This window comes from Amylolactobacillus amylotrophicus DSM 20534 (assembly GCF_001434555.1).
GTDB lineage: Bacteria > Bacillota > Bacilli > Lactobacillales > Lactobacillaceae > Amylolactobacillus > Amylolactobacillus amylophilus.
In genome coordinates, this window is the sequence record NZ_AZCV01000001.1 from 52,009 (window position 1) to 75,993 (window position 23,985).

The window sequence follows — 23,985 nt, forward strand, 5'->3', positions numbered from 1 at the left end:
TCAATGAAAAAAATCGCAATCGATGCCATGGGCGGTGACCATGCACCGGAATCTATTATTGAGGGTGTTTTGCGGGCGCAAAAGGAAATGCCCGACGTCGAGTTTATTCTTTATGGTAATCAGGATAAAATCAAGCCGTTCTTACCTGAGACGTACAGTCCCCAAATAAAAATTGTTCATACAACCGAAGAGGTAACCGGTGATGACGAACCGGTTAGGGCAATTAGAACTAAGAAGGACGCCTCGATGGTGCGGGCTGCTACGGCCGTTAAGGATGGTGAGGCAGACGCGGTGATGTCTTTGGGTAATACTGGGGCATTACTGGCTGCTGGGATCTTCATTGTTGGCCGGATCAAGGGAATTACTAGGCCTGCATTAATGCCTACACTACCAGTGAGCAACTCGAGTGACGGCTTCACATTGCTAGACGCAGGTGCGAATGCTACCAGCAAGCCAGAATACTTAGTGCAGTGGGCTCAAATGGCAAACTTCTACGCCCAAAAGGTCCGTGGAATTGCTAATCCCCGCATTGCTCTCTTGAATAACGGAAGTGAATCCGACAAGGGCGATGACTTGCACCAAAGCGTCTACCAATTATTAACTGGACAGGCTGACATCAATTTCGTGGGGAACATCGAGGCCAACGAGGTGCTGACTGGTAAGGCAGATATCGTGGTCAGCGATGGCTTCACAGGTAATGCCTTGTTGAAGACGATTGAAGGTACCGCTGAGACACTGCTTAGTCTCTTAAAGGATGGCCTGTTAAACAGTGGTCTTAAGGTAAAGCTTGGGGCCGTAATGGTTAAGCCTGCCTTAAAGAATGTGATGGTCCGCTTTGATACGAGTAAGTATGGTGGTGCGGCATTGATGGGGCTAAAGGCACCTGTTGTTAAGGCCCACGGACGCGCCGATGCACGCGCGGTTTACTACACACTGAAGCAGATTGAGCAGATGCTGGCTCAGAATCTAACGGCAACAATCGTTGAGCAATTTGAGCAAAAATAGACTAGACATCTTCTTATTACTAGCTTAGACTAATCTGGTAAACTTTTTTGGAGGAAAACAATGACTAAAGAAGAGATTATGGCCAAGGTGACCACACTAATCGTTGATCACTTCGAGGTCGATGCTAACACGGTGACGCCTGAAATGAATTTTAAGCGTGATTTAGATGCCGATTCAATTGATTTCGTCGAGTTTGTACTTGAACTTGAGGACACATTTGGGGGAGAGATTCCCGATGAGGATGCCGAAGGATTGCAAACAGTTGGCCAAGCAGTTGATTATATTTTTACTAACATGGCTAAGTAGGTGGTCTGTCAGAGATGACAGACTTTTTTTTGAATAATTAATTAACTAAATCTGGTTGAGCCTGCTAGAGCAGGTTAGAGAAGGAAATCAATTGAGCACGCAGAGTAATCTATTATTAGAGGTCAGAGACCTTAATATGGCGTACCAGGTTCGTAAGAAGTTCTACAATGTTTTGACGGATATCAATTTTTCACTCGCCAGGGGTGAAATTCTGGCGGTTGTCGGTGAATCTGGTACCGGCAAAAGCACGCTGGCCAGCAGTATTCTGGGGCTTTATGACAAGGATAACACGGCTATCTCCGGACAGATCAAATTAGATGGTCGTGACCGCCTTAGGTTCAGGCATGACTCTTTGAATAATGGGTTGCAGGATCAGCTGGGCGTGATTGTGAACAATCCACTGACAATCTTGAACCCGTTCAGGAGAATTGGCGCAGAACTGAACATGGTGCTGCAACACAACGGTATTAATAAAGCAAGTTTAGCTAAATTTAGCGCGCAGTTTCTCAAGTATGTGGGCATGCCGGAAGCTCGTTCATTGCTCAAACTTTTCCCCGCTGAGCTGAGCGCAGAATTGCAACAGCGTGTGGCGGTGGCCCTGGCCCTGATGGGTAATCCGACAATGATTGTTGCTGACGACCCAACGCGCGGTTTCGATAAAATCGTCCAGGCACAGATTCTCAATCTTTTAGTGGAATATTGTACAGAGAAACACGCAGGGATGATTATTTTGAGCCAGGATATGGGTGTAGCTGCAGAAGTCGCTGATCAATTGGCAATCATGTATGAGGGGCAGATTGTTGAGTACGGTAGTGCTGCCACGATTTTCCACAATCCACTTCATCCATACACCAGAAGACTATTAAATGTTGGGAGAGAAAGCTGTTGCCACTATTAAGAGTAGAAGATTTAAAGATTCATTATCCGATTAAATCTGGCATCTTTAGCCGACAGACCGGCCGGATACGCGCGATTGATGGTATTAACTTTACCATTTGCGCCAGGGGTTCCCTCGCCATTGTGGGTAAGAGTGGTGCAGGTAAGTCGACAATTGGGCGCGCACTGGTTGGATTAGAGCAGGTCACATCTGGCCAAATTATCTACGCAGGCAGAAATATGATCCAGGCGACGAATCGGCGGCTGACTGACTATGAGAAAGCGATCCAGCTAATTTCAAAGGACGAATTTAATTTCGTCGGGCGCCACATGTTAGTGTTAGATTATATTGCATCCCCGCTGCGCAATTTCTGCAATTTATCAGTTACAGCAGAAAAAGCAAGGGTGATGGAACTACTGTCTGTGGTTGAGCTGTCTAGTGACACCGCAGCCAAATCATTGGCGCAATTAAACGAGAGTGAACTGTGCCGGGTTTTAATTGCGCGCGCTTTAACCAGGGCGCCTAAGTTGTTGATTATCGACGGGTTGATTACGTCACTAGACGCTTTTGCCCAGAGACAGATATTGCGGATTTTGCAGGGGATGCAGCGAGAGACTCAGTTGAGCTGGCTTATGTTGACTAATGATTTGAGCCTCGCCATTTTGATGTGTGGCCAGATTGCCATGCTAGATGCTGGGCGTTTCGTCGAGCTGGGTACCAGTGGTGATATCCGTAATCACGCCAGCCACATCTATACGAGGCGGATGTTAGCGGCTAATCCACCGGCAGATCCGACGCAAAGGGAGCAGCTTAAAAAATACCGTTGTGCGCTTGAACGTGAGTTTACCGCTACTCAGGTAACGCGGGCACATCTTTCAGCTGCCAACCTGCCGCTGCAACAATTATCATCCACCCATTTTGTCGCTATCCCAGATAAATAATTGGTTATTTATCAAAAAAAGCTTGATAAAAAGAGATTAAATATAAAAATTATGAGAAATTATATAAATTTTGTCATGTTTATGTTATCTTGTAAAAAGAGCACAATTCTAATTGGAGTAGATTGCAAATTTTAGGGGGATTTTTTATGAAAATAACAAAAGTTGTCGGACTACTGACTTTTGTTACTGGTGCAGCCTTCGTGTTAACAGCTTGTAACAATAACAAGAATACGAATGAAAAAACGGTGAATACAGCAGCTTTACCAAAGGTTGTCACGAACAAGCGGGACATCAAAAAGGGTGGAACATATAAGATTGGTATTTCATCTAATACCCCATTTGCCGGCGTCTTCCTAAGTGAGCTCTCAAATGATTCGATTGACACAGAGGTCTCCTACCCCGGAAATGAGGAATTGTTTAAATGTGATGATTCCTACACAATCGTCGATGGTGGTGCTGCTAATTTAGCACTCGATTATAAGCAAAACACCGCGACGATCACGATTAATCCCAAAGTTAAGTGGTCAGACGGCTCACCACTGGTTGCAAACGACCTGGTTTATTCATATAAAATCATTGCGAATAAGGATTCCGGTTCGGCTCGTTACACGGACAGCTTACAGAATATTGTGGGCTTAGAGGATTATCACGCAGGCAAGACGAATACGGTAACCGGCCTAAAGACACCGGATGGCGGCAATGGTCGTAAGCTAGTCATCCAGTTTACCAAGATGACACCGGCGATGAAGCAACAGGGAAGTGGCTACATCCTCAGCAACGCTGCGCCATACCATTATCTGAAGGACATTCCACTGGCTAAGCTGGCCACTAGTGATCAGGTGCGCAAGAAGCCGTTATTCTTTGGCCCGTATAAGTTAACTAAGATTACCCCGGGTGAGGTGACTGAGTGGGCGCCTAATAAGTATTATTATCAAGGTACGCCAAATTTTAATAAGGTAATTATTTCGATTATTAATCCGGGCAACGTGGCAACGGCAATTAAGAGTAACCGGTTTGATCAAATCAGCGTACCAAACGCGGAATATAAGAATGTTAAAAATGCTAAAAATACAGAGTTTATCGCTGACACAGGCTTGAGTTATTCCTACATGGAGTTTAAGGTTGGTAAGTGGGACGCCGTCAAGGGTGAAAACGTGATGAACAAGAAAGCCAAGATGGCGAACAGAAGTCTCCGCCGTGCGATGGCATACGCGATGAACATTGACGAAGTCTATCAAAAGTTTAGTAACGGCTTGTCCTTTCGGATTCCGACGCTAATATTGCAGAAATATGGTAAGTTCTTCAATAAAGATGAGCAGGGATTTCCATATAATCTGAAGAAGGCTAACCAGATTCTCGATCAAGCCGGTTATAAAAAGAAAGGCAAGTTTCGTCAAACTCCAGATGGTAAAGATTTAGTCATTAATTTCGCTGCGATGTCTGGTGAGAAACACCAGGAAGCAATCATTAGAAACTACATTAAGCAGTGGGCTAAGATTGGTTTGAACGTGCATCTGGTCTCAGATAAGTTGATTGAATTTAATAGTTTCTACGACCGAATTCAAAATGATGATGCATCAATTGACATGTTTATCGCTGCCTGGTCACTCACGGGTGAACCATCGCCTAACGACCTCTACAATAGGAAGGCACCATTTAACTTTTCTCGTTTCGTGGGCCAGACAAATGACCAGCTACTAGAGGCGATTGACTCCGACAAATCATTCAATACTAACTACCGTAAGGAGCAATTCGACAAGTGGCAGACTTACATGAATAAGGAAGCCTATGTCGTGCCAATCTCAAGTAGTTATGAGATTACCGCAGTTAACGACCGGGTTGTCGGCTTAAGTACCACGCCTTCATCTGATTTCTTTGATGTTGGTTTCTCAAATTAAAAAAATTTGACTGCTCGTTTGGGCAGCTTTTTTATGGAGATTATTTCCAACCGCACTGATTTTACTGTTATAATAGGTGCATTGAAAGGAATTATTATCTATGGTTAGCGCACAATTTGTTAGTAAATTAAGACAAGACTACAAGATTGAATTCAAGAATCTGGCGTTACTGGACGAGGCATTTACGCACTCATCCTATGCTAACGAGCACCAAGAAATGCACCTTCATAACTACGAGAAACTCGAGTTTCTTGGTGATGCCGTGCTTGAATTAACCATCTCTGAGTATGTCTATCACAAGTATCCAGAACTAGACGAGGGTGAATTGACGCGGCTACGCTCAAATATCGTGCGGACTGATGGCTTCTCCAGTTTTGCCATTGAGGCAGGCTTTAAGGATGCCATCCTGCTCGGCAAGGGGGAGGAGAAGAGTGGTGCGCGCGAGCGTAAGACCCTACTTGAGGATGTATTTGAAGCGTTTAACGGCGCTCTTTTCTTGGACGGCGGTATTGAGCAAGTAAAGCTTTTCTTGAACCAGACTGTATTTCCCATCATTGATTCTGGTAAGTTTAACGCTGCACCAGATTATAAAACTAAATTACAGGAACTTCTCCAGCAAAACGGCCCGGTTGAAATTGAGTATCGGGTTGTGCGCGAAGAGGAGGTAGTTAGCGATACGACTTTCACCATCGATCTTTATGTTGAGGGGAAGAAAGTTGCTACGGCCAAGGGGCGCAACAAAAAACAGGCTGAGCAAAATGTTGCCCAGGTCGCGCTGAAGGAAATAAATGAAGATGGAGTTGAAGCATAGGTGCCATTAGTCTCCCTAACAATCAACGGCTTTAAGTCGTTTCCGGATAAAATTAAAATTAACTTTAATCCTGGTATGACGGGGATAGTGGGTCCAAACGGCAGCGGTAAGAGTAACGTTACCGAGGCAATACGCTGGGTGATGGGCGAGTCTAGTGCCAGAAGTCTCCGTGGTGACTCCATGCAGGATGTAATCTTTGGTGGAAGCGAACTTCGTGCGCCATTGAATCGGGCAGAGGTCACGCTTCTGTTCGATAACCAAAGTAAACAGTTGAAAACAGACGCGACAAGTGTTGAGGTCACTCGTCGTGTTTTTCGCAATGGTGATTCTGACTTTCAAATTAATAAGAAAGATGTTCGCTTAAAGGATATTCACCAGTTGTTTATGGATTCTGGCTTATCACGCGACTCGTTCTCGATCATCTCCCAAGGACGTGTAGAGCAGATTTTCAATTCCCGGCCGGAGAATCGCCGCTCAATCATCGAAGAGGCGGCGGGCGTGCTGCACTTTAAACAGCAGAAGCAGTCTGCTCAGACTCAATTGGCGCAGACGACCGACAATTTGATTCGAATAAATGATTTAGTCAATGAACTAAAGGGCCGGATTGAACCGCTCCACGAACAAAGTAGTTTGGCACGGGAATACCAACAACAAAAGGATCAACTAGACAGCAAACTCCAAGTTTTGACTGCCCTAGAAATTGGGGATCTATTGGTAGAGAAGAACCAGGTTGCAACGCAGGCCACAAAAGTCAATGAGATGGTTAATACGCTCGATGAAACGGTAAATGCCGATCAGGCGCAACTCAACCGTTTACGAGCGGAGTTGCAGCAAAAAAATCAGGTTAAGGAAGCGAAGCAGGAAGAACTGCGTCAAGTTGAGGCGAAGCTTGCTGATTTGAATACCAAGCTCCAAGTTGCACAACAATCGAATGCTTATGATTCTTCCGCTGAAATCGAATTGCGGTCACAGATTACAGAGACTACGAATTTAATTACCAGATATGACGAGACCATGGCGCGACTAAAACAGGAGTATGCGGAAATTGCGGCTAAGAAGAGTGACCTCGAACAAAAGGCTTCGGAATTGCATAATTCAATCGACGATAATCCGGCGATGCTGCAAGATCAACTTGAGAATCTTCGCTCTGAATATATTGATGGCCTGCAGCAGCAAACCTCTGTTCGTAATCGACTAGTCTATGAACAAGCAGAATTAGAGAAGATGCAGGTACCTGAGAAGGACAATGTGACTGAACTCCAGGGTGAGAGTACGCGTCTTAAGTCAGAGATTACGGCTGTACAGGACAGATTAAGCACACTTGCCAAACAAAAAGATGACCTTGAACAAGCACTGGCGGAGCAGACCGAGCAGAGTGAGCAGCTACAAACTAGCCTGTTGCAACTGAACGGTGAGCAGACAAAATATAGCCAACTAAAGCAAAAGTATTTGGCAGAGCGTGATTCGTTGCAGCGAATGCAGGAACGCCACGACGGATACTATTTCGGCGTCAAAAATATCTTAAATCACCTCGAGTGGTTTCCCGGAATTATTGGTAGCTTTGGTGATTTAATCAGTTTTGACTATCAGTACCAAGATGCCTTAACGGCCGCTCTCGGCGGGAGTGTGCAACACTTGGTTGCAAAGGATCAGCGAGCTGCGAAGAACGCAATTAAGGAATTAAAAACCAGAAACTTTGGTCGTGCAACGTTTTTGCCACTGGATGTCCTGAGGTTCCGTTTACTGGCAGATACGACTAAGAAGACCTTGGCCCAGATTGCAGGCTTCATTGGTGTTGGTTCCGATCTGGTTGAGGCACCAATTGAAATTAAAAATGCAGTTGACTACTTGTTGGGGAATATCCTCGTAGTGGACAATATTGATACAGCCACGCGGGTTAGTCAAACGATGCATCAACGATACCGGATTGTGACATTGGATGGTGATATCTTAAGTCCAGGTGGATCCATGACTGGTGGAACCAAAGCGAAGGCCAACAATCCCCTGTTGGAGAATAAGGCTCGCGGACAGAAACTTGAGCAACAATTGGCTGAGATTCAGGCTAAGTTGACGCGAGTTAGCGCTCTGATTACGGGCACAAATACCAAAATAGCGCGGACGAGTACGCTAATTGAAGAACAGAAACAGAATATGGAAGTTCTGCGTGACCAGCAGAAGGAAGAACAATTCAAGCTGGAGCAACTAAATAATGATGCTGAGCGCTCCAATAAGATGCTATCCCTGGCCCAAAAACAGGCAGAGAACTTTGCACAGGCACTCGCCGAGCAACAGAGTAAAATCAAAGAGACTGTGGCGGCAGAGCATGAGGCAAATGAGGTTGTAGCAAAACTAAAGGATAAAATTGCTGTTCTTCAAGATAAGATTAAGAATTATGATGCGCAGTATGCGCAGATTCAGACACAGTTGAATAAGATTACGCCTGAAATCGCAATTTATCAGACCAAAGCAGAGAATTTACAGAGCCAAATTCATGATACAACAGCACAAACTAAAAAATCTCAGGAACAGTTGTATCATACAAACTACCGTCTTGACGAAGTAATTCGGAGTAAAGAGCTCAAACAAAATCAACATATTAACTATCAAGCCGATTATGAAAAAGAGCAGAAGACACAGGCTGCAATTCATGAGGAACTCACTAACTTGAGCGCGGAAAGTGGTAAGTTGGCGGAGCAGATTGCATTGCTCGAAGAATCTGCAAGTAGAAATTATGATTTACGCAAGAATGCGGCAAACGAACAAGAGCAAAATTCTGTTAAGCTAACGAAGCTTGATAGTCAACTGGACCAGAAATTAACGCTTTTGCGCGAGGAATACTCGATCAGTTATGAAGCCGCTAGTCAATTGGTCACTCCTGAAATGAAGGACGATAACGCTCGTGCCAAGCTGGAGAAAGACGTCAAGTTGCATAAGATGTCTCTGGCGGACATTGGCAATGTTAACCTGGACTCCATTGAGGAATACGAGACCGTGAAGAGTAGGTTCGATTTCCTGAGTTCACAGCAAGACGACTTACTTGATGCTAAGCATGATCTAGAAGAATCGATGTCGGAGCTCGATGATGAGGTTAAAACTAGATTTAAGCGGACATTCGAGCAGATAAATTCTGCATTTAGCGCCATTTTCCCTAAGATGTTTGGTGGCGGCCATGCTAAACTTGTCTTAACGGACCCAGATGACTTGCTAACTACTGGTCTAGAGATTGTGGCGCAGCCGCCCGGGAAGAAACTGCAGCAACTTAGTTTGCTCTCTGGTGGTGAACGGGCATTAACCGCGATTACTTTATTATTTGCGATTCTGAAGGTTAATCCCGTGCCTTTCTGTATTTTAGACGAGGTCGAGGCTTCATTAGATGAGGCAAACGTTATTCGGTTTGCCAAGTTTCTCCAGAATTATGATTTAACCACCCAATTTATTGTGATTACGCATAGGCAGGGTACGATGGAGCAGGCCAATCAACTATACGGTGTCGTAATGCAGGAATCGGGCGTATCGAAAGTTATTTCCGTATCACTTGATGAACTAAGAGAGGAGGAAGTTAGCTAATGGGACTTTTTGATCGCATTAAGAAGGCTTTAACTGGGGAAGATACCAGTACAAAAGAAGAACAAGAGACAGTAAATCCGGCCCAAACGGAGGTGGAATCTACGGATTCCAATGCGACAGTAGAGCCAGCAGGTGAAGCTGAAGTCGATAGTGATAAAACGGCGGTGAGCCATGAAACGGTTGTTCCGGTGGACAAGGAACCTGTTGAACAGCAGGAAGCTACGGTGGATACTGCAACCAAAGAGTCCGCTGAGCTAAAGGAAGAGGACACGGAACAACTTTATGAGCAGGGCCTACAGAAGACCAGCCAATCTTTTGGGGCAAGATTAAACGCGTTCTTTGCTAAGTTTAGATCTGTCGATGAGAATTTCTTTGAAGAGCTAGAAGAGGTCTTGATTGAATCAGATGTAGGTTACGAAACGGCAATGCAGCTTAGCGATTCGCTACGCACTGAGGTCAAGTTACGAAATGCCAAGTCGAAGAATGAATTACAGACGGCGATTGTTCAGAAGATGGTTGAGTTATATGAAGCTGGTGGTGCCGGCAAGAATGAAGAGTTACAGGTTACAGAAACCGGTTCAACGACAGTCTATCTATTTGTTGGGGTGAATGGCGCTGGTAAAACCACAACTGTTGGTAAACTGGCCGCTAAGCTCCACGGTGCCGGTAAATCCGTGCTTTTAGTCGCAGCAGACACATTCCGGGCGGGCGCAGTTGCTCAGCTAGTTGAATGGGGTAAACGTGTTGACGTACCAGTTGTGCGTGGAAAAGAGCAAGCGGATCCTGCAGCCGTAGTCTTTGATGGTGTACAGCGCGCAAAGGATGAAAACTTTGACTATGTGTTGATTGATACCGCTGGTAGACTACAGAACAAGGTTAACTTGATGAACGAGCTCGAGAAGATTGAACGGACTATCAAGAAGGTCTTACCAGATCAACCAACCGAGGTATTGCTAGTCGTCGATGGCTCAACCGGCCAGAATGCGTTGATTCAGGCGAAAGAATTCAATGAGACGACTAAGTTAACTGGTTTGGTCCTGACCAAGATTGATGGCTCGTCGAAGGGTGGCGTGGTTCTGGCCATTAGAAATGAGATGCAGCTTCCAGTTAAACTAGTTGGATTAGGCGAAAAGGTGACTGATTTAGCTGAGTTTGACGCTGAAAAATTCGCAATTGGCTTATTCCGTGGATTAATGTGACGACTTACTAAAAAAATTAAGAAATACCATAAGAACCAAAATAAAAAAGCGTTGAAATTAATTCAACGCTTTTTGTGTACTGTTGTTGCTGTACTAATACTGGTTAAGCCTTCTTGGCTGTCTTCTGAAAGCCTAAGGCAAATTGTAAGATAACCAGCACAACGTAGACACCGAGAATTGCTGCATAAGCTGAGATGTCCAGTTGCTTGCTTACGAACCAGTACCATTGCCAATCTGCATGTGTGTAAATCAAGAAGACTAGACCCGCGAGAATTAAGACAATGGCGTTGATAATTGCGAAGTACCACAAATTACCATTCTCGCCATTCTTGAGATAAATAACTGACCAGACAGCTGACCAAAGACCCCATAAAGCAAGGACTACGACAGCAATCCAATATAGAACTGTTGCAAACATAGTTAACCCTCCTAACTTGTTAAGTAAATTTTATCACAATGTTAGCGGTTTTACAGTATTTTTTATTAATTTGACGAATTGACATGTATTTCGTATTCTGTTGGTGGTGAGGAAAACTATGAAAATCGAAAAGAATGAAAGACTAACCCAATTGTTTGGGTTTTACGGTATACTATTAACTGATATTCAACAGCAATATTTTAGCGACTATTACTTTGCAGATTTATCACTTGCCGAGATTGCGGAGAACAGTTCGGTTTCACGTCAGGCAATCTTTGACAACTTGAAGCGAACCGTTAAGCTACTTGAAGATTACGAGGCGAAACTCAAGTTGGCCGCCCATTTTACACAAATCGATGAGGGCTTGGATGTGGTGCTAGCCAAACTAGAACAGCACGAGCTAGAATCTGCAACGACGGAAGTAAGAAAAATAAAAAAAATAATTGAGGAGAATTAACTTAAATTATGGCATTTGAAAATTTAAGTACGAGAATTCAAACTGCGCTGTCTGGCTTAAGAAGAAAAGGAAAGATTACCCAAGATGACGTCAACGAGGCAACGCGTGAGATCAGACTTGCACTGCTTGAAGCTGACGTTAACTTTAAAGTGGTCAAAGATTTCGTCAGTGCCGTTAAGACGCGCGCCCTAGGACAAGAGGTCATGGGCAGTTTGACGCCTGGTCAGCAAATCATCAAGATTGTTGACGAAGAGTTAACGAAGATGATGGGCGAGACGGCGGTTGGTTTGAACAAGTCGCCACATATTCCGACGATTATTATGATGGTTGGGCTACAGGGTACTGGTAAAACTACCACAGCTGGTAAACTGGCAAATCACCTAATGAAGACCGAACATGCGCGGCCACTTTTGATTGCTGCGGATATTTATCGTCCAGCTGCCGTCGATCAATTGAAAGTAATTGGTGAGCAGCTAAGCGTTCCGGTTTATGATGAAGGTACTAGTGCCACAGCCGAAACAATCGTTACGAATGGTCTGCAGGTGGCGGAACAGAATAAGAATGACTACGTGATCATTGATACAGCCGGACGCTTGGAAATTGACGAGCAGTTGATGACGGAGCTCAAAAACGTGAAGCAGATTGCACATCCCGACAACATTCTGCTTGTGATTGATGCGATGACTGGTCAGGTAGCAACACAAGTTGCAGAAGGCTTCGACCAGTCATTAGATGTGACCGGTGTTGTTTTAACCAAGCTTGATGGTGATACACGTGGTGGTGCTGCGCTTTCGATTAGAGCCGTTACTGGCAAACCAATTATCTTCACGGGTAAGGGCGAGAAACTCACGGACTTAGACAACTTCTATCCTGACAGAATGGCTAACCGAATCTTGGGTATGGGTGACATGCTCAGCTTGATCGAGAAGGCTCAATCGGACTATGATCAAGAGCAAGCAGAAAAAGTTGCCATGAAGATGCGTGAAAACACCTTTGATTTCAACGATTTTATTGATCAAATGGAGCAAGTTGAGAAGATGGGCCCGATGGACGAGATTATGAAGATGATCCCGGGTATGGCGAACAATCCAGCGCTTGCTAACGTGTCTATCGGGGAAAAAGATATTGCTCATTTGAAGGCAATTGTCTATTCGATGACACCAGCCGAACGGGAAGATCCAGATTTACTGAATCCATCTAGAAGAAGGAGAATTGCTGCCGGATCAGGCCGAAATGTGCAGGAAGTCAACCGCATGATTAAGCAATTCAAACAGTCGAAGGAAATGATGCAGAAGATGAGTAAGGGTAATTTCGGCGACATGAATCAGCTGATGGGCGGTGGTCTTGGCGGTAAAATTTCCAAGATGGCAATGAATCGTATGGCCAAGAAAGTCAAGAAGAACAAGAAGAAGCGCCTGAAGAATGTTAAACGTTTCAAGTCATAAACTTAGTAATATTAATCGCTGTTAAGTAAAAAACCTTTACAGGATATCCTAGATGTGTTATCCTGTAAAAGTTGAAAAATTTCAGGAGGATCTATTAATTATGGCAGTTAAAATTCGGATGCGTCGTATGGGTTCAAAGCGTAAGCCTTTCTACCGTTTAGTTGTTGCAGATTCACGTACACCGCGTGATGGCCGTTTCATTGAGGAAGTTGGCTACTACAACCCATTATCAAATCCTAAACAGATTAAGATTGAAGAAGAGCGTGTATTGGATTGGTTGAATAAAGGTGCACAACCTTCAGATACTGTGAGAAGTTTACTTTCAAATGCTGGTATCATGAAGAAATTCCATGAAGCAAAGTTAGCAGCACGGAACAAGTAAGCTAGATAAAAATAAAAATCCCAATTTACTTCGCAGCAGCGAGGCTGATTGGGATTTTTTTGTTTTGAATTATTGAGGTGAGCGGTCACGCTCGATTGTTTAAGTCCCTGATAATTTTTCGCTAAAACGTGGCATCTCGGTTGATATCTGATATCATATTAACAGCACGATTTGTGTCAAAAACTATTTCTATAGATAGTGTGAATAAATAACTTAATGAATGAGAGTAAATAAAAAGATGAGTAAATTAACTGTGGCAATTCTATTTGGTGGTGCATCTGAGGAACACGATGTTTCAATTAAATCAGCTAGAACAGTAGCGGAGAACATTGATACCAACAAGTACGAACCGATCTACATTGGTATCACAAGAGATGGCAGGTGGCTGCTAGCAGACAAACCAAATAATGAGTTTGACCATGAGAATGCTGTACCAGTTATTCTCGCACCTGATGAAAGTATTCACGGGCTAATCGCATTACACAAGGAGCAACATCAGATAATCAGAATTGATGCTGTGTTTGCGATGCTCCACGGTAAGACCGGTGAGGATGGCTCTATTCAAGGACTATTCGAATTAGCACGGATTCCGTACGTTGGCTGTGACATCGAGAGCTCCGTCCTCTGCCGGGACAAGACTCTGACCTACATGATGTCAAATCGCGCTGGACTTAAAACACCAACTCATTGGGCTTTAGAAGAAGGCGAACAAGTTGATTCAAGCAAATTTACTTATCCGGTGTTTGTTAAGCCTGCTCGTTCTGGATCGTCCTTTGGTGTGAACAAAGTCCATAACGAATCTGAGCTGCAAGCTGCAATTGATGATGCGAGAATCTATGACAATAAGGTGTTAATCGAGGAGGCTGTTCCTGGGGTTGAGATCGGTGTTTCAGTTCTTGGTAATGGGGCGGAACTCACAACTGGCGAGATTGACCAGATTAACCTAACCCACGGTTTCTTCAAAATTCACCAAGAGAAGAATCCAAATCGTAATTCAAATGATGCTACGATTGTCGTGCCTGCACCAATTTCACGGGAATTGAGTGACTCTATCAAGGAGACAGCAAAGAAGATTTATCGGAGTTTCGGCTGTGCGGGATTAGCCCGGATTGACATGTACTTACAAGAAGATGGCAGCTTAGTGATGAATGAAATCAACACGATGCCTGGTTTCACCTCGTACAGTCGTTATCCCGCAATGATGGCTGCTGCGGGGATGGAAATGACTGAGTTGCTTGATAAGTTAATCACACTTGCACTAGAACGCTAAAAGAGGACAAAATGAGCGAATTTTACGAGATAGGAAAAATTGTCAATACGCACGGATTACGCGGCGATGTCAAAGTGATTCCGAATACCGACTTCATTGAGGAGCGTTTTGCCCAGAAGGCTAAGGTGTTCATCAAGTTTCAGAACAACATGATTCCGGCCACGGTCAAAACCGTCAAGTCAGTTAAAAATTTCTTGCTGGTGACATTTTCCGAATTTGATGATATCAATCAGGTTGAGCAGTATAAGGGTTCTAACCTATATGTTTCCGATGCGCAACTGCATGATTTAACCGAAAATAGCTACTATTACCATGAAATTATCGGACTCAAGGTGATTGATGAGATAACTAAGCAGGTTTATGGTACCGTCAGTGAGATTCTTGCACCTGGAGCAAACGACGTTTGGGTCGTCGACGAGGGTAATGGCAAGTCGTTTATGCTTCCTTTCATCAAAGATGTCGTGAAGCGGGTCGATCTCGAGCAGCAAGTAGTTGAGGTCGAGCTAATGGAAGGATTACGCGATGAAGATTAATGTTCTAACCCTTTTTCCAGAGATGTTTACGGCCCTTGACTACTCCGTTGTTGGTAAGTCTCGGGAGAACGAAATCGTTAACTTAAATTTGATTAACTTTCGTGATTTTGCGAAGAACATCCATCACAGTGTAGATGATGCTCCTTATGGTGGCGGACCTGGCATGGTACTGCAGGTGCAACCAATAGCTGATGCCCTTGCATCAATTAAGCAGCCCGGGCGGGTAGTTATCACTGCCCCACAAGGTAAACCATTCAAGCAAGCAGTCGCTCGTGAGTGGTCAAAAGAGGACAATCTCACATTTTTATGTGGTCATTACGAAGGATTCGACCAACGGATCTACGACATGGCAACCGACGTGGTATCTATTGGGGACTTTGTGTTAACGGGTGGAGAACTACCTACCATGGCGATGATTGACGCCACTACCAGACTTTTACCAGGCGTATTGGGCAATGAAACCTCTGCTGACGATGAATCATTTAGCGATGGTTTGTTAGAGTATCCGCAGTATTCCCGGCCTGCTAACTATCATGGGCAAGAGGTGCCACCGGTCCTCATCAGTGGGGATCACGCGAAGATTGCTGCGTGGCGCGAACGCGAATCCTTGAAGCAGACGTTACTTCATCGTCCAGATCTGCTCGCACAAAAGCAACTTACACGTGCACAAGAAATTATCTTGAGTGACATTAAGATCGAGCTCGCAGACGAGCTAGCCTCGACGGACTGAGTTCGTCAAGTGGGAGCTAATTGCCCGCTGTGAACTTACTAGATATATTTGTATCGTGGGCAGGTCGTGTATGCTATAATCCGGCTATGTAAATAACTATATAAAATGATTGGATGAGTCTACATGAAGAAATATATTTTTCTGACGTTAGGGGCAATTACGTTTGTTATCGGTACCCTGGGGATTTTCCTCCCTGTACTCCCAACCACCGGTTTCTATTTGTTGACAGGTTTCTTCTGGATGCGCAGTTCTGACAAGATGTACAAGAAACTAACGAGTTTCAAGGGCTATCAAAAGTATGTCACACCTTTCCTCCAGAAGAAGATGACGCAAAAAGAACGACGACACATGTTTATCATGATGGGAATTGTCTTCTTAATTTCGGTCATCTTTGTTCCCTACTGGTGGATCAAAATAATTTTGGTTGTGACCTACGTTAGCTTGGTGATTGGCCTAAGCATTTATTTAAACAAGAAACCGATTAAGCAGCTGAAATCACCCACCACAAAGCAACCTAATCCGGAAATTAGGGTAAATAGCACGGTCATTAAATCGTTCGTGACAGACGATGAAATCTAGTGGCTTAATTTTATATAACCGTTATGATTGAGTCACGTTTATTCCATCAGTTATACTGAGTTTAGGAGGTATAGTAGATGAATAAATACGCGAAATTTGTCCTCATGATTGTCTTCTCAACGGTAGTAATGTTTGGCATGATGTATTTGAATGTCGCGTCAGTCGATCATGTATTCTTCAGCCAAACCCGATTGTTCATGGCACTCATGATGGGTGCCGTTATGGCCATTATTATGTTGCTCTTCATGCGTAAGATGTACCACAACAAGAAGGTCAATGGCATGATCTTTTTGACTAGCGTGGCGATCTTTTGTTTGTCACTCTTTATGGTCAGAAGTCAGACAGCGGTCGACGATGTGCGGTGGATGAAGGCGATGATTCCTCATCACTCGATTGCTGTATTAACAAGTGAGAATGCGCAATTGTCTAATCCCGAAGTAAAGGCTTTGGCCGAGAAAATCATTTCCGCCCAACAGGCAGAAATTTCTCAAATGAAGGAACTAATTGAAGAGCTCGAATCAGATAAAAGATAGTGTAATTGTGCGATATTTGGTCGATTGGAATTTTTCTTATTTACAACGACAACACATGATTGTATAATACTTAGATGTGACTTGGTCACTGATTATCAATATTCCGCTGACAACGAGTTGTGAATGAATGTTGTAGAAGGAGAATTGCAATGAACCTATTGATTAATGAATTGACTAAAAGTCAATTAAAGACCGACGTCCCAGACTTTCGTCCTGGTGATACTGTTCGAGTACACGTACGTGTTGTCGAAGGTACACGTGAACGGATCCAAATGTTTGAAGGCGTTGTGATCAAGAGAAAAGGTACTGGAATCAGCGCAACATACACTGTTCGCAAGATTAGTAGTGGTGTTGGTGTTGAACGTACTTTCCCAGTTCACACACCTCGTGTAGCTGAGATTGAAGTCGTTCGTCGTGGTGCTGTACGTCGTGCTAAACTTTACTACTTACGTAACCTTCATGGTAAGGCTGCTCGTATTAAAGAAGCTCGTAGAAAATAGTAGCTTTGTAAAATCCCCGGTTTCGGGGATTTTTTTGTAGGAACAAAAGAATGATATCGGGGAGATACGATGAAAACAAATAATGTTTGGCAAGAGCTCTATGATCAGGCTAGAGGTGTTCAAAATGGCCGTGATGTTTCACCATTCATCTACGCAGGTGGAGTCGGCGCTGCCATTATGACGGTTGATGTGCATGTCTACACGGGGGTGAGTATTGACACTGCCTGTAGCCTAGGAATGTGTGCTGAGCGAAATGCGATTGCTAACATGCTGACCCACGGCGAGAGTAAAATTGCGCGAGTTGTCGCAGTGATGCCAAACGGAAAGCCCGGTTCGCCCTGCGGAGCTTGTCGTGAATATTTGATGCAGTTGGACGAACATAGTAGTGAGATCGAAATACTTTTGGATATTGAGACCATGACGACGACCACTTTAGGCGAAATTGTACCCGCCTGGTGGGGCGAGGAGCGATTTCTAGAGAATAATTAATCTCGGCTAGCGCTTTCAGTTGATTATTGTAATTTATTTATAAATATTATATGGTGTGAATTAAAGAGGTACCTATTATTATTTATTCATAGAGAACGCAATTGGATGAGCGTGCAATGGACTCAAATGATATTGAGAAAGAGCGTGGTATCACCATCCTTGCAAAAAATACTGCCGTAGCTTATAACGGTACTCGTATCAACATTATGGATACACCAGGACACGCGGACTTTGGTGGTGAGGTTGAGCGGATCATGAAAATGGTTGATGGTGTAGTCCTTGTCGTGGATGCTTATGAAGGAACCATGCCACAGACTCGTTTCGTGTTGAAAAAAGCGCTTGAACAAAACTTGACACCTATCGTGGTTGTGAATAAGATTGACAAACCATCTACTCGTCCTGAAGAAGTAGTGGATGAAGTGCTTGAACTCTTCATCGAACTTGGGGCTGACGACGATCAATTGGAATTCCCAGTTGTCTATGCGTCAGCGATTAATGGTACTTCTTCTTTGTCTGACAATCCAGATGACCAAGAAGAAACTTGGTGAACAACTCACCATTTGCCGGTCGTGAAGGGAAATGGGTAACTTCACGTAAGATTGAAGGGCGTCTCTTGGATGAATTGCAAACAGACGTATCTCTTCGTGTTGACCCAACAAATTCACCAGATAAATGGACTGTTTCAGGTCGTGGTGAATTAATTGAACTTGCCTATCTTGATTGAAACCATGCGTCGTGAAGGCTATGAGCTTCAAGTATCACGTCCAGAAGTTATCATCAAGGAGATCGACGGCGTGAAGATGGAACCATTTGAGCGCGTGCAAATCGATACTCCTGAAGAATACCAAGGTTCTGTTATCCAATCCCTTTCTGAGCGTAAGGGTGATATGTTGCATATGGTTTCAACAGGTAATGGCCAAACACGACTTGTCTTCCTCGTACCTGCGCGTGGTTTGATTGGTTATTCTACAGAATTCCTTTCAATGACTCGTGGTTATGGTATCATGAACCATACTTTCGATCAGTATCTACCAGTTGTTCCTGGTGAAATTGGTGGTCGTCACCGTGGCGCCCTTGTCTCTATCGACCAAGGTAAGGCAACGACTTACTCTATCATGCGTATCGAAGAACGTGGTACAATCTTTATCAATCCAGGTACTGAAGTATACGAGGGAATGATTATCGGTGAAAACTCTCGTGAAAATGATTTGACTGTTAATATCACAACTGCTAAACAAATGACCAACGTTCGTTCAGCGACGAAAGACCAAACAGCGGTTATTAAGACACCACGTATCTTGACTCTTGAAGAATCACTTGAATTCTTGAATGATGACGAGTACATGGAAGTCACACCAGAATCCATTCGTCTTCCTAAGCAAGTCTTGAACAAGGCAGAGCGTGATAAGACTGCTAAAAAGAAAAAATTAGCGACTGAAGAAGGATAAGAAAAAGGAGAGGCATGTTTTATCTAATCTTAGCCATGTTGCTGGTGCTATTTTATATCTTTGCAGCACCAAACAATATTCGAGGAACCATTAATCTCATGGTTGCAGTATTTGTTTTGGTAGCACTTTTTATAGCCCTCTTATTAGTTTTTTTAAAGGTTTTAGAATTCTCTTCTCATGTCTGGGTTGCCATTATCATGTTCATGATTGCATTCTGGGCTATGTGGGATATTCATCATTTAGATAAACCAAATACCAAACGTTCATCAAGAACGAAGAGAGATACCTACTAAAATTTGTGAAAACGTGAATGCCTCCTTTAGGCCACCAGCTTAACTTGCTGGTGGTTTTTTGCATATTTAAAAAGCTAACAAGACTATTTATTACAAATTTATGCAAACGTATGCATAATATTATTTGTCAATAATGACACGAAAAATGGGTAATTTGCAAATTGTTACCGGTAACAATTTATTTTGAAAATAAATGAAAAAATACCAAGAAAACATGTAGATAAAAACCGTATTTATGAAAAAAATATAATATTTTAGGAGCTTGCTTTTTTATTTTTATATGATATAATGCAAACGATTGCACATTGTGTGCAGAATGATTTCAATTGGATGCTAACTGGCTTTATTCATGAAAGGAGAAATGGGCTTTTGAAATTAATAAAGAAATTAGTGACGGGGCTGATGATTCTTCTTGTAGCTCTTGGGAGTAGTCCGTTGGAGGTGTTTGCACTACCGAATAATGAGCTTACTGAGTGGCCAAGGGAAGCTACTAACGATGTTGCAAGGAACTTGCCAGAACCTCCAGCACCAATAGATACTGTTAACTTAAAACAAATGTTCAATTACCCTATACTGGATTATACTGGTCTGCCTGGTAACCCGGATTATAGGTGGAAAGAAACTTGGAGGCCTGATGAATTAAAAGTAATTAAAAGTCTTAAAGGATATGTGCCCGATGATGATAGCTCGGTTGCGGTCATCACTCGTGATGCACCGTGGCAAGCTGGGGTAATGTGGAGCCAAGAGTCCAATAAGATTAATCTCGCTGAGCCATTTCATATGATATCCTATGTCTATTTAGGGTCTAGGGGGCAAGCGGAAAAAAATGTTGATGGAAATAGGAGAGCCGGTGCTGACGGGATCACCTTTACCATTCACAATGATAATAAAACTCCAGTAGCTTCTACCTCTGGTAGCGATCATAATACAGGAGTTAATGCATACGGAGCTCTTGGGAATGGTCTAGGGGTATATGGTTCCAACTTTAGTGCCAATACAGCATCAACTTCAAATAACACGGCTGATATGAGGCAAGGTGTTACCAATGGTATCGCATTAGAATTTGATACTTTCTATAACCATAATAATACAACCCAGCATTCTGACAACGACTTATGGCAGTTTGTTAGAGACAAGGAACGTTCGAACCCTAACTTGGGGCATATAGGTATCAACTATCTGAATAATCTTCAAGATAATAAGGCGAACGAAGATACTCTTACGATAAATAAGTCTAAACAATTCAGTACGGATACTTATAATGATAATACGATGATTAAGCATAGTGACATGCTATCTGTTGGTTGGAATAGTAACGTTAAGAATTTGGATCCGACTTATGGTTGGCAGGTTGAGGGCGCAGAACAAAAATTAGCGGATGACAAGTGGCACCGTTTAGAAGTGGAGTGGGAGCCGAACACTACCACTAAGACGGAAGGGAAATTGACCTACAAAATTTACCGACAAGGTCACACAGGGAAGCGAAATATATCCAAGATATATGATACCTCTAAAGATGGGACAGATGTCCTTGAAAAGACAGTGACAGTTGATGTTGGAACTGTATTTCATGTTGATGATATATATAATACAGTGTATTGGGGATTCTCAGGTTCAACTGGTTATTATCAGAACAACCAAGCTATTCAGATGTTGCAACTACCTGTGAACTATTATACTGCAGAAATGAGTAAAGTTGATCAAGATGGAAATCCGGTTTCTGGTGCACGTTTCCAAATCGAAAAAAAGGATGAGAACGGTAACTGGATAGTACAAAAATTTTACAATCCTAAAACTTCTGGTTACGTGGATACCCTGGAGACCGGTTCAAAAGATATGGAAATATATGATGGGGTATTCCAAAGTCTTGGAAAGATTAAGTTGACTCAATTGACCTATGGAACGTATCGCTGGAAGGAAACCTCAGCGCCTGATGGCTACGAGATGAAACAGACATATTTTCCGGATGAAAAAGGGTTTGTTGTTAATTATGAGAATCATACAGTCACAACAGAAGCCGAAAACAAAAAGTTGTATCAACTGGAACTGACCAAAACAGATAGTGATACGAAGCAGCCTTTGAATGATGTGCCTTTTATTATATCAAAAACAGTAAAAACAGAAAATGAAAATGATAAGCAGTATTATTTGAAATTAAATGCTGACACTACGGGTTTTGAGTGGACAGAAGATAAAACAGTTGCAAAGCAGTTCTTGACTGGAAAGTCTTATTTGTTGGGACAAGATGGAACTGTTACTGAGCAAATTGGAGAGGCAGGTAAAATTATTGTCAAATATTTCCCTGATGCACCAAATCTTTCATGGAAAGAGGTTTCAGTACCTGCGGGATATGATTCTTCTGGTCCGCTGACAGGAGATTTCACACCAAGCACAAATGGATATGTTTACTCGGCAACTCAAACCAACAAACCTAAAGATTTTGTATTAACGCTTGAAAAGTTATCGTCTACCTTCCAAAAAACGCTACAAGGTGTGGAATTTAAACTATATGATAGTGATGATAGTGCAGGTGAGCCTGACTTTTCAACTCTGCCCCTGATAGATACCGTAACAACAGGTGATGACGGAAAAATTGTTTTGAATAACGGACAGATTAAAGCAGATAATACTTATTATCTAGTTGAAAGTCAGACAGTAGAGGGTTTCATTCAATTAAAAGGTTACTTTACCATCACAACCGATAAATTGAAAGGTTTCACAACAGTCACCTATACGAGGAAGGCTGAAACTGATGAAAGTCCTCCATTTAAGTTTACAAGCACATCTACTGACACATCCTATGCTGGTACCTTGGAAATCTACAATAAGAGGAAATCAACCCTACCAACAACCGGTGGAAATGGCATTTTAGGCTATGTTGGTATTGGCTTGACGATGGCCATCGTAGCTCTTCTATTTTTCATAGCGAGAAAACGTATCTTCAAATGTTTGATCATCCTTATAGTAGCGACATCTGGTCTAGCTGGTTTTGCAGGGGACACGCAAGTAGTGTCTGCTCAGGAACAGGAACAGGAGCAGGTACAACTTGAAGTAAATCGTCTGGTTTATCAGCCGAGTGATACGCAGTATAAGTCTGGAGTACCAGTTGCTGGTGCTAAACTTGAGGTTGTGGATGTGACCAAGAGCTTCTATGAACTCGTCAATCGTCAGAAATTAAGTCTGAAAGAGGCGCAGGAAGCAGTGAGTAAAAGCAACAAGATTGATGGACAATCGCTTGCTGTAGCAACTACGGATCAATCTGGTTTAGTTCGCTTCACGGTTCCGAAAACCAGTCAACAGCGCCCCGCGGTTTATCTCATACGGGAATTGGTTACACCTGTAGCAGTGACGAAGATGGAAAATATGGTGGTTGTTCTACCTATATTGGATGAAAGTGGTAATGAAAAGTCACTCATATCTTTGTTTCCAAAGTCACATGGAATATTTACTTTTGATAAAACAATTGACGAGAAACAGTCTAGTTATAGCTTTGGTAAGCCGATACCCTATCGCTTATCAACAATCATTCCGCAAGACATGACGAATTTATCGTCCTATGAGATAGAAGATGTCTACGATCAGGGCTTGCGATTTATTTCTGAAAGTTTGGAGATTTTTATTGACGGAGAAAAACAGTCAGATAGTATCAAAGCTGTAAGTCTGTCAGAAAATAAATTTAGAGTAGTGTTTGATGTAGCCAAATTGGCAGACTTTGGTGGGAAAAAACTTGAAGTAACCTATCAAATGGTTATTAAGGATACTGCGGCTATTGACCAAGATTTGGTCAATACGGCAACCCTTTATCCAGGAGATTTGACCCCGTTGGTCGATAGAGAAAATGTCCAAACAGGAGGTTTTCGATTCATCAAACGTGCAGCTGAGGGGAAACAAAATCCCTTAGCCAAGGCAACTTTTGTTATCAAAAATCCTACTGACGATACGGTCCTCACCTACAAGGAAGGAAAGTATCAATTCGAAAAGGTAGCTACAAATGCATCTGGGGTTGTTCGTTTAACTTCGGATGATGATGGCTATTTTGAGATAAGAGGATTGAGATATGGCGAGTATCTTGCCTGTGAGATACGAGCACCTTCTGGTTATGTCTTACAAGACAAACCAACTGCATTTACTGTTGGGGTTTCAACTTATTCCCAAGGTCCGGTCTTATCGATATTTAACGTCAAAAAACCGAAAATTCGATTGCCAGAAACGGGTACCGTTGTAACATCAACCGCATTTGTGGGATTGTTGATAATGGCTTCATCACTTGTGATGATTAGGAAAAGAAAAGATAACTAATTCGA

At 43.0% G+C, this 23,985-nt stretch carries 21 protein-coding genes and 1 pseudogene; 21 read left to right on the forward strand and 1 reads right to left on the reverse strand.

The window, feature by feature from the left end:
• Nucleotides 1-3 precede the first annotated feature (3 nt).
• From plsX to ftsY, 8 genes are all read left to right on the forward strand, one after another.
• The gene (plsX, locus tag FC62_RS00275; protein ID WP_056946301.1) at nt 4-1,005 is read left to right on the forward strand and encodes a phosphate acyltransferase PlsX; all 1,002 of its coding nucleotides are present in this window, start codon (nt 4-6) and stop codon (nt 1,003-1,005) included.
• Nucleotides 1,006-1,065: 60 nt separating this feature from the next.
• Nucleotides 1,066-1,311, forward strand: coding sequence for an acyl carrier protein (gene acpP, locus FC62_RS00280; RefSeq protein WP_054744880.1), 246 nt, complete (start codon nt 1,066-1,068; stop codon nt 1,309-1,311).
• Between the two features lie 136 nt (nt 1,312-1,447).
• Entirely contained in the window at nt 1,448-2,209 is a 762-nt protein-coding gene (locus FC62_RS00285; protein WP_056946299.1) for an ATP-binding cassette domain-containing protein, read from the forward strand.
• A complete protein-coding gene (locus FC62_RS00290; protein WP_056946297.1) occupies nt 2,197-3,129 on the forward strand; it encodes an ATP-binding cassette domain-containing protein in 933 nt (310 codons plus the stop codon). The genes FC62_RS00285 and FC62_RS00290 overlap by 13 nt, the downstream gene beginning before the upstream one ends.
• 146 nt (nt 3,130-3,275) lie before the next feature.
• The gene (locus FC62_RS00295; protein ID WP_056946296.1) at nt 3,276-5,027 is read left to right on the forward strand and encodes an oligopeptide ABC transporter substrate-binding protein; all 1,752 of its coding nucleotides are present in this window, start codon (nt 3,276-3,278) and stop codon (nt 5,025-5,027) included.
• A 100-nt stretch (nt 5,028-5,127) separates the two neighbouring features.
• Nucleotides 5,128-5,838, forward strand: a complete 711-nt coding sequence (gene rnc / locus FC62_RS00300; protein ID WP_056946294.1) for a ribonuclease III — start codon at nt 5,128-5,130, stop codon at nt 5,836-5,838.
• Nucleotides 5,839-9,405 (forward strand): chromosome segregation protein SMC, encoded by a 3,567-nt coding sequence (gene smc, locus FC62_RS00305; RefSeq protein ID WP_056946292.1) that lies wholly within the window; start codon nt 5,839-5,841, stop codon nt 9,403-9,405.
• Nucleotides 9,405-10,604, forward strand: coding sequence for a signal recognition particle-docking protein FtsY (ftsY, locus tag FC62_RS00310; RefSeq protein ID WP_075362764.1), 1,200 nt, complete (start codon nt 9,405-9,407; stop codon nt 10,602-10,604). Before smc ends, ftsY begins: the two co-directional genes overlap by 1 nt.
• Nucleotides 10,605-10,707: 103 nt before the next feature.
• Here ftsY and FC62_RS00315 read toward each other — a convergent pair whose 3' ends face one another.
• A complete protein-coding gene (locus FC62_RS00315) occupies nt 10,708-11,022 on the reverse strand; it encodes a hypothetical protein (protein ID WP_054744901.1) in 315 nt (104 codons plus the stop codon).
• Between the two features lie 118 nt (nt 11,023-11,140).
• Here FC62_RS00315 and ylxM point away from each other — a divergent pair, with 118 nt between their 5' ends.
• The 13 genes and pseudogenes from ylxM to FC62_RS00380 all read left to right on the forward strand — a co-directional run bounded on the left by ylxM (nt 11,141) and on the right by FC62_RS00380 (nt 23,980).
• Entirely contained in the window at nt 11,141-11,479 is a 339-nt protein-coding gene (ylxM, locus tag FC62_RS00320; protein ID WP_054744903.1) for a YlxM family DNA-binding protein, read from the forward strand.
• Between the two features lie 8 nt (nt 11,480-11,487).
• Nucleotides 11,488-12,924: a signal recognition particle protein gene (ffh, locus tag FC62_RS00325; protein ID WP_056946291.1), complete on the forward strand. Its 1,437-nt coding sequence runs from the start codon at nt 11,488-11,490 to the stop codon at nt 12,922-12,924.
• A 100-nt stretch (nt 12,925-13,024) separates the two neighbouring features.
• Nucleotides 13,025-13,306: a 30S ribosomal protein S16 gene (rpsP, locus tag FC62_RS00330; RefSeq protein WP_054744904.1), complete on the forward strand. Its 282-nt coding sequence runs from the start codon at nt 13,025-13,027 to the stop codon at nt 13,304-13,306.
• Between the two features lie 238 nt (nt 13,307-13,544).
• Nucleotides 13,545-14,576: a D-alanine--D-alanine ligase family protein gene (locus FC62_RS00335; protein ID WP_054744906.1), complete on the forward strand. Its 1,032-nt coding sequence runs from the start codon at nt 13,545-13,547 to the stop codon at nt 14,574-14,576.
• An 11-nt stretch (nt 14,577-14,587) separates the two neighbouring features.
• Complete coding sequence (gene rimM / locus FC62_RS00340) at nt 14,588-15,109, forward strand: ribosome maturation factor RimM (protein ID WP_054744907.1); 522 nt, start codon at nt 14,588-14,590, stop codon at nt 15,107-15,109.
• Nucleotides 15,099-15,839 (forward strand): tRNA (guanosine(37)-N1)-methyltransferase TrmD, encoded by a 741-nt coding sequence (gene trmD, locus FC62_RS00345; protein ID WP_054744909.1) that lies wholly within the window; start codon nt 15,099-15,101, stop codon nt 15,837-15,839. The genes rimM and trmD overlap by 11 nt, the downstream gene beginning before the upstream one ends.
• 123 nt (nt 15,840-15,962) lie before the next feature.
• Nucleotides 15,963-16,418: a YbaN family protein gene (locus FC62_RS00350; protein ID WP_075362763.1), complete on the forward strand. Its 456-nt coding sequence runs from the start codon at nt 15,963-15,965 to the stop codon at nt 16,416-16,418.
• Nucleotides 16,419-16,495: 77 nt separating this feature from the next.
• Complete coding sequence (locus FC62_RS00355) at nt 16,496-16,951, forward strand: DUF305 domain-containing protein (protein ID WP_056946288.1); 456 nt, start codon at nt 16,496-16,498, stop codon at nt 16,949-16,951.
• Nucleotides 16,952-17,100: 149 nt separating this feature from the next.
• Nucleotides 17,101-17,451: a 50S ribosomal protein L19 gene (gene rplS, locus FC62_RS00360; protein ID WP_054744911.1), complete on the forward strand. Its 351-nt coding sequence runs from the start codon at nt 17,101-17,103 to the stop codon at nt 17,449-17,451.
• 69 nt (nt 17,452-17,520) lie between these two features.
• On the forward strand, nt 17,521-17,940 hold the full coding sequence (locus FC62_RS00365; RefSeq protein ID WP_056946286.1) for a cytidine deaminase family protein: 420 nt from the start codon (nt 17,521-17,523) through the stop codon (nt 17,938-17,940).
• Nucleotides 17,941-18,032: 92 nt separating this feature from the next.
• Nucleotides 18,033-19,388: pseudogene (locus FC62_RS00370) on the forward strand (GTP-binding protein); the annotation flags it as partial.
• A 14-nt stretch (nt 19,389-19,402) separates the two neighbouring features.
• Nucleotides 19,403-19,681, forward strand: a complete 279-nt coding sequence (locus tag FC62_RS00375; RefSeq protein ID WP_056946284.1) for a DUF3165 family protein — start codon at nt 19,403-19,405, stop codon at nt 19,679-19,681.
• Between the two features lie 369 nt (nt 19,682-20,050).
• Complete coding sequence (locus FC62_RS00380) at nt 20,051-23,980, forward strand: SpaH/EbpB family LPXTG-anchored major pilin (protein ID WP_162254386.1); 3,930 nt, start codon at nt 20,051-20,053, stop codon at nt 23,978-23,980.
• Nucleotides 23,981-23,985 lie beyond the last annotated feature (5 nt).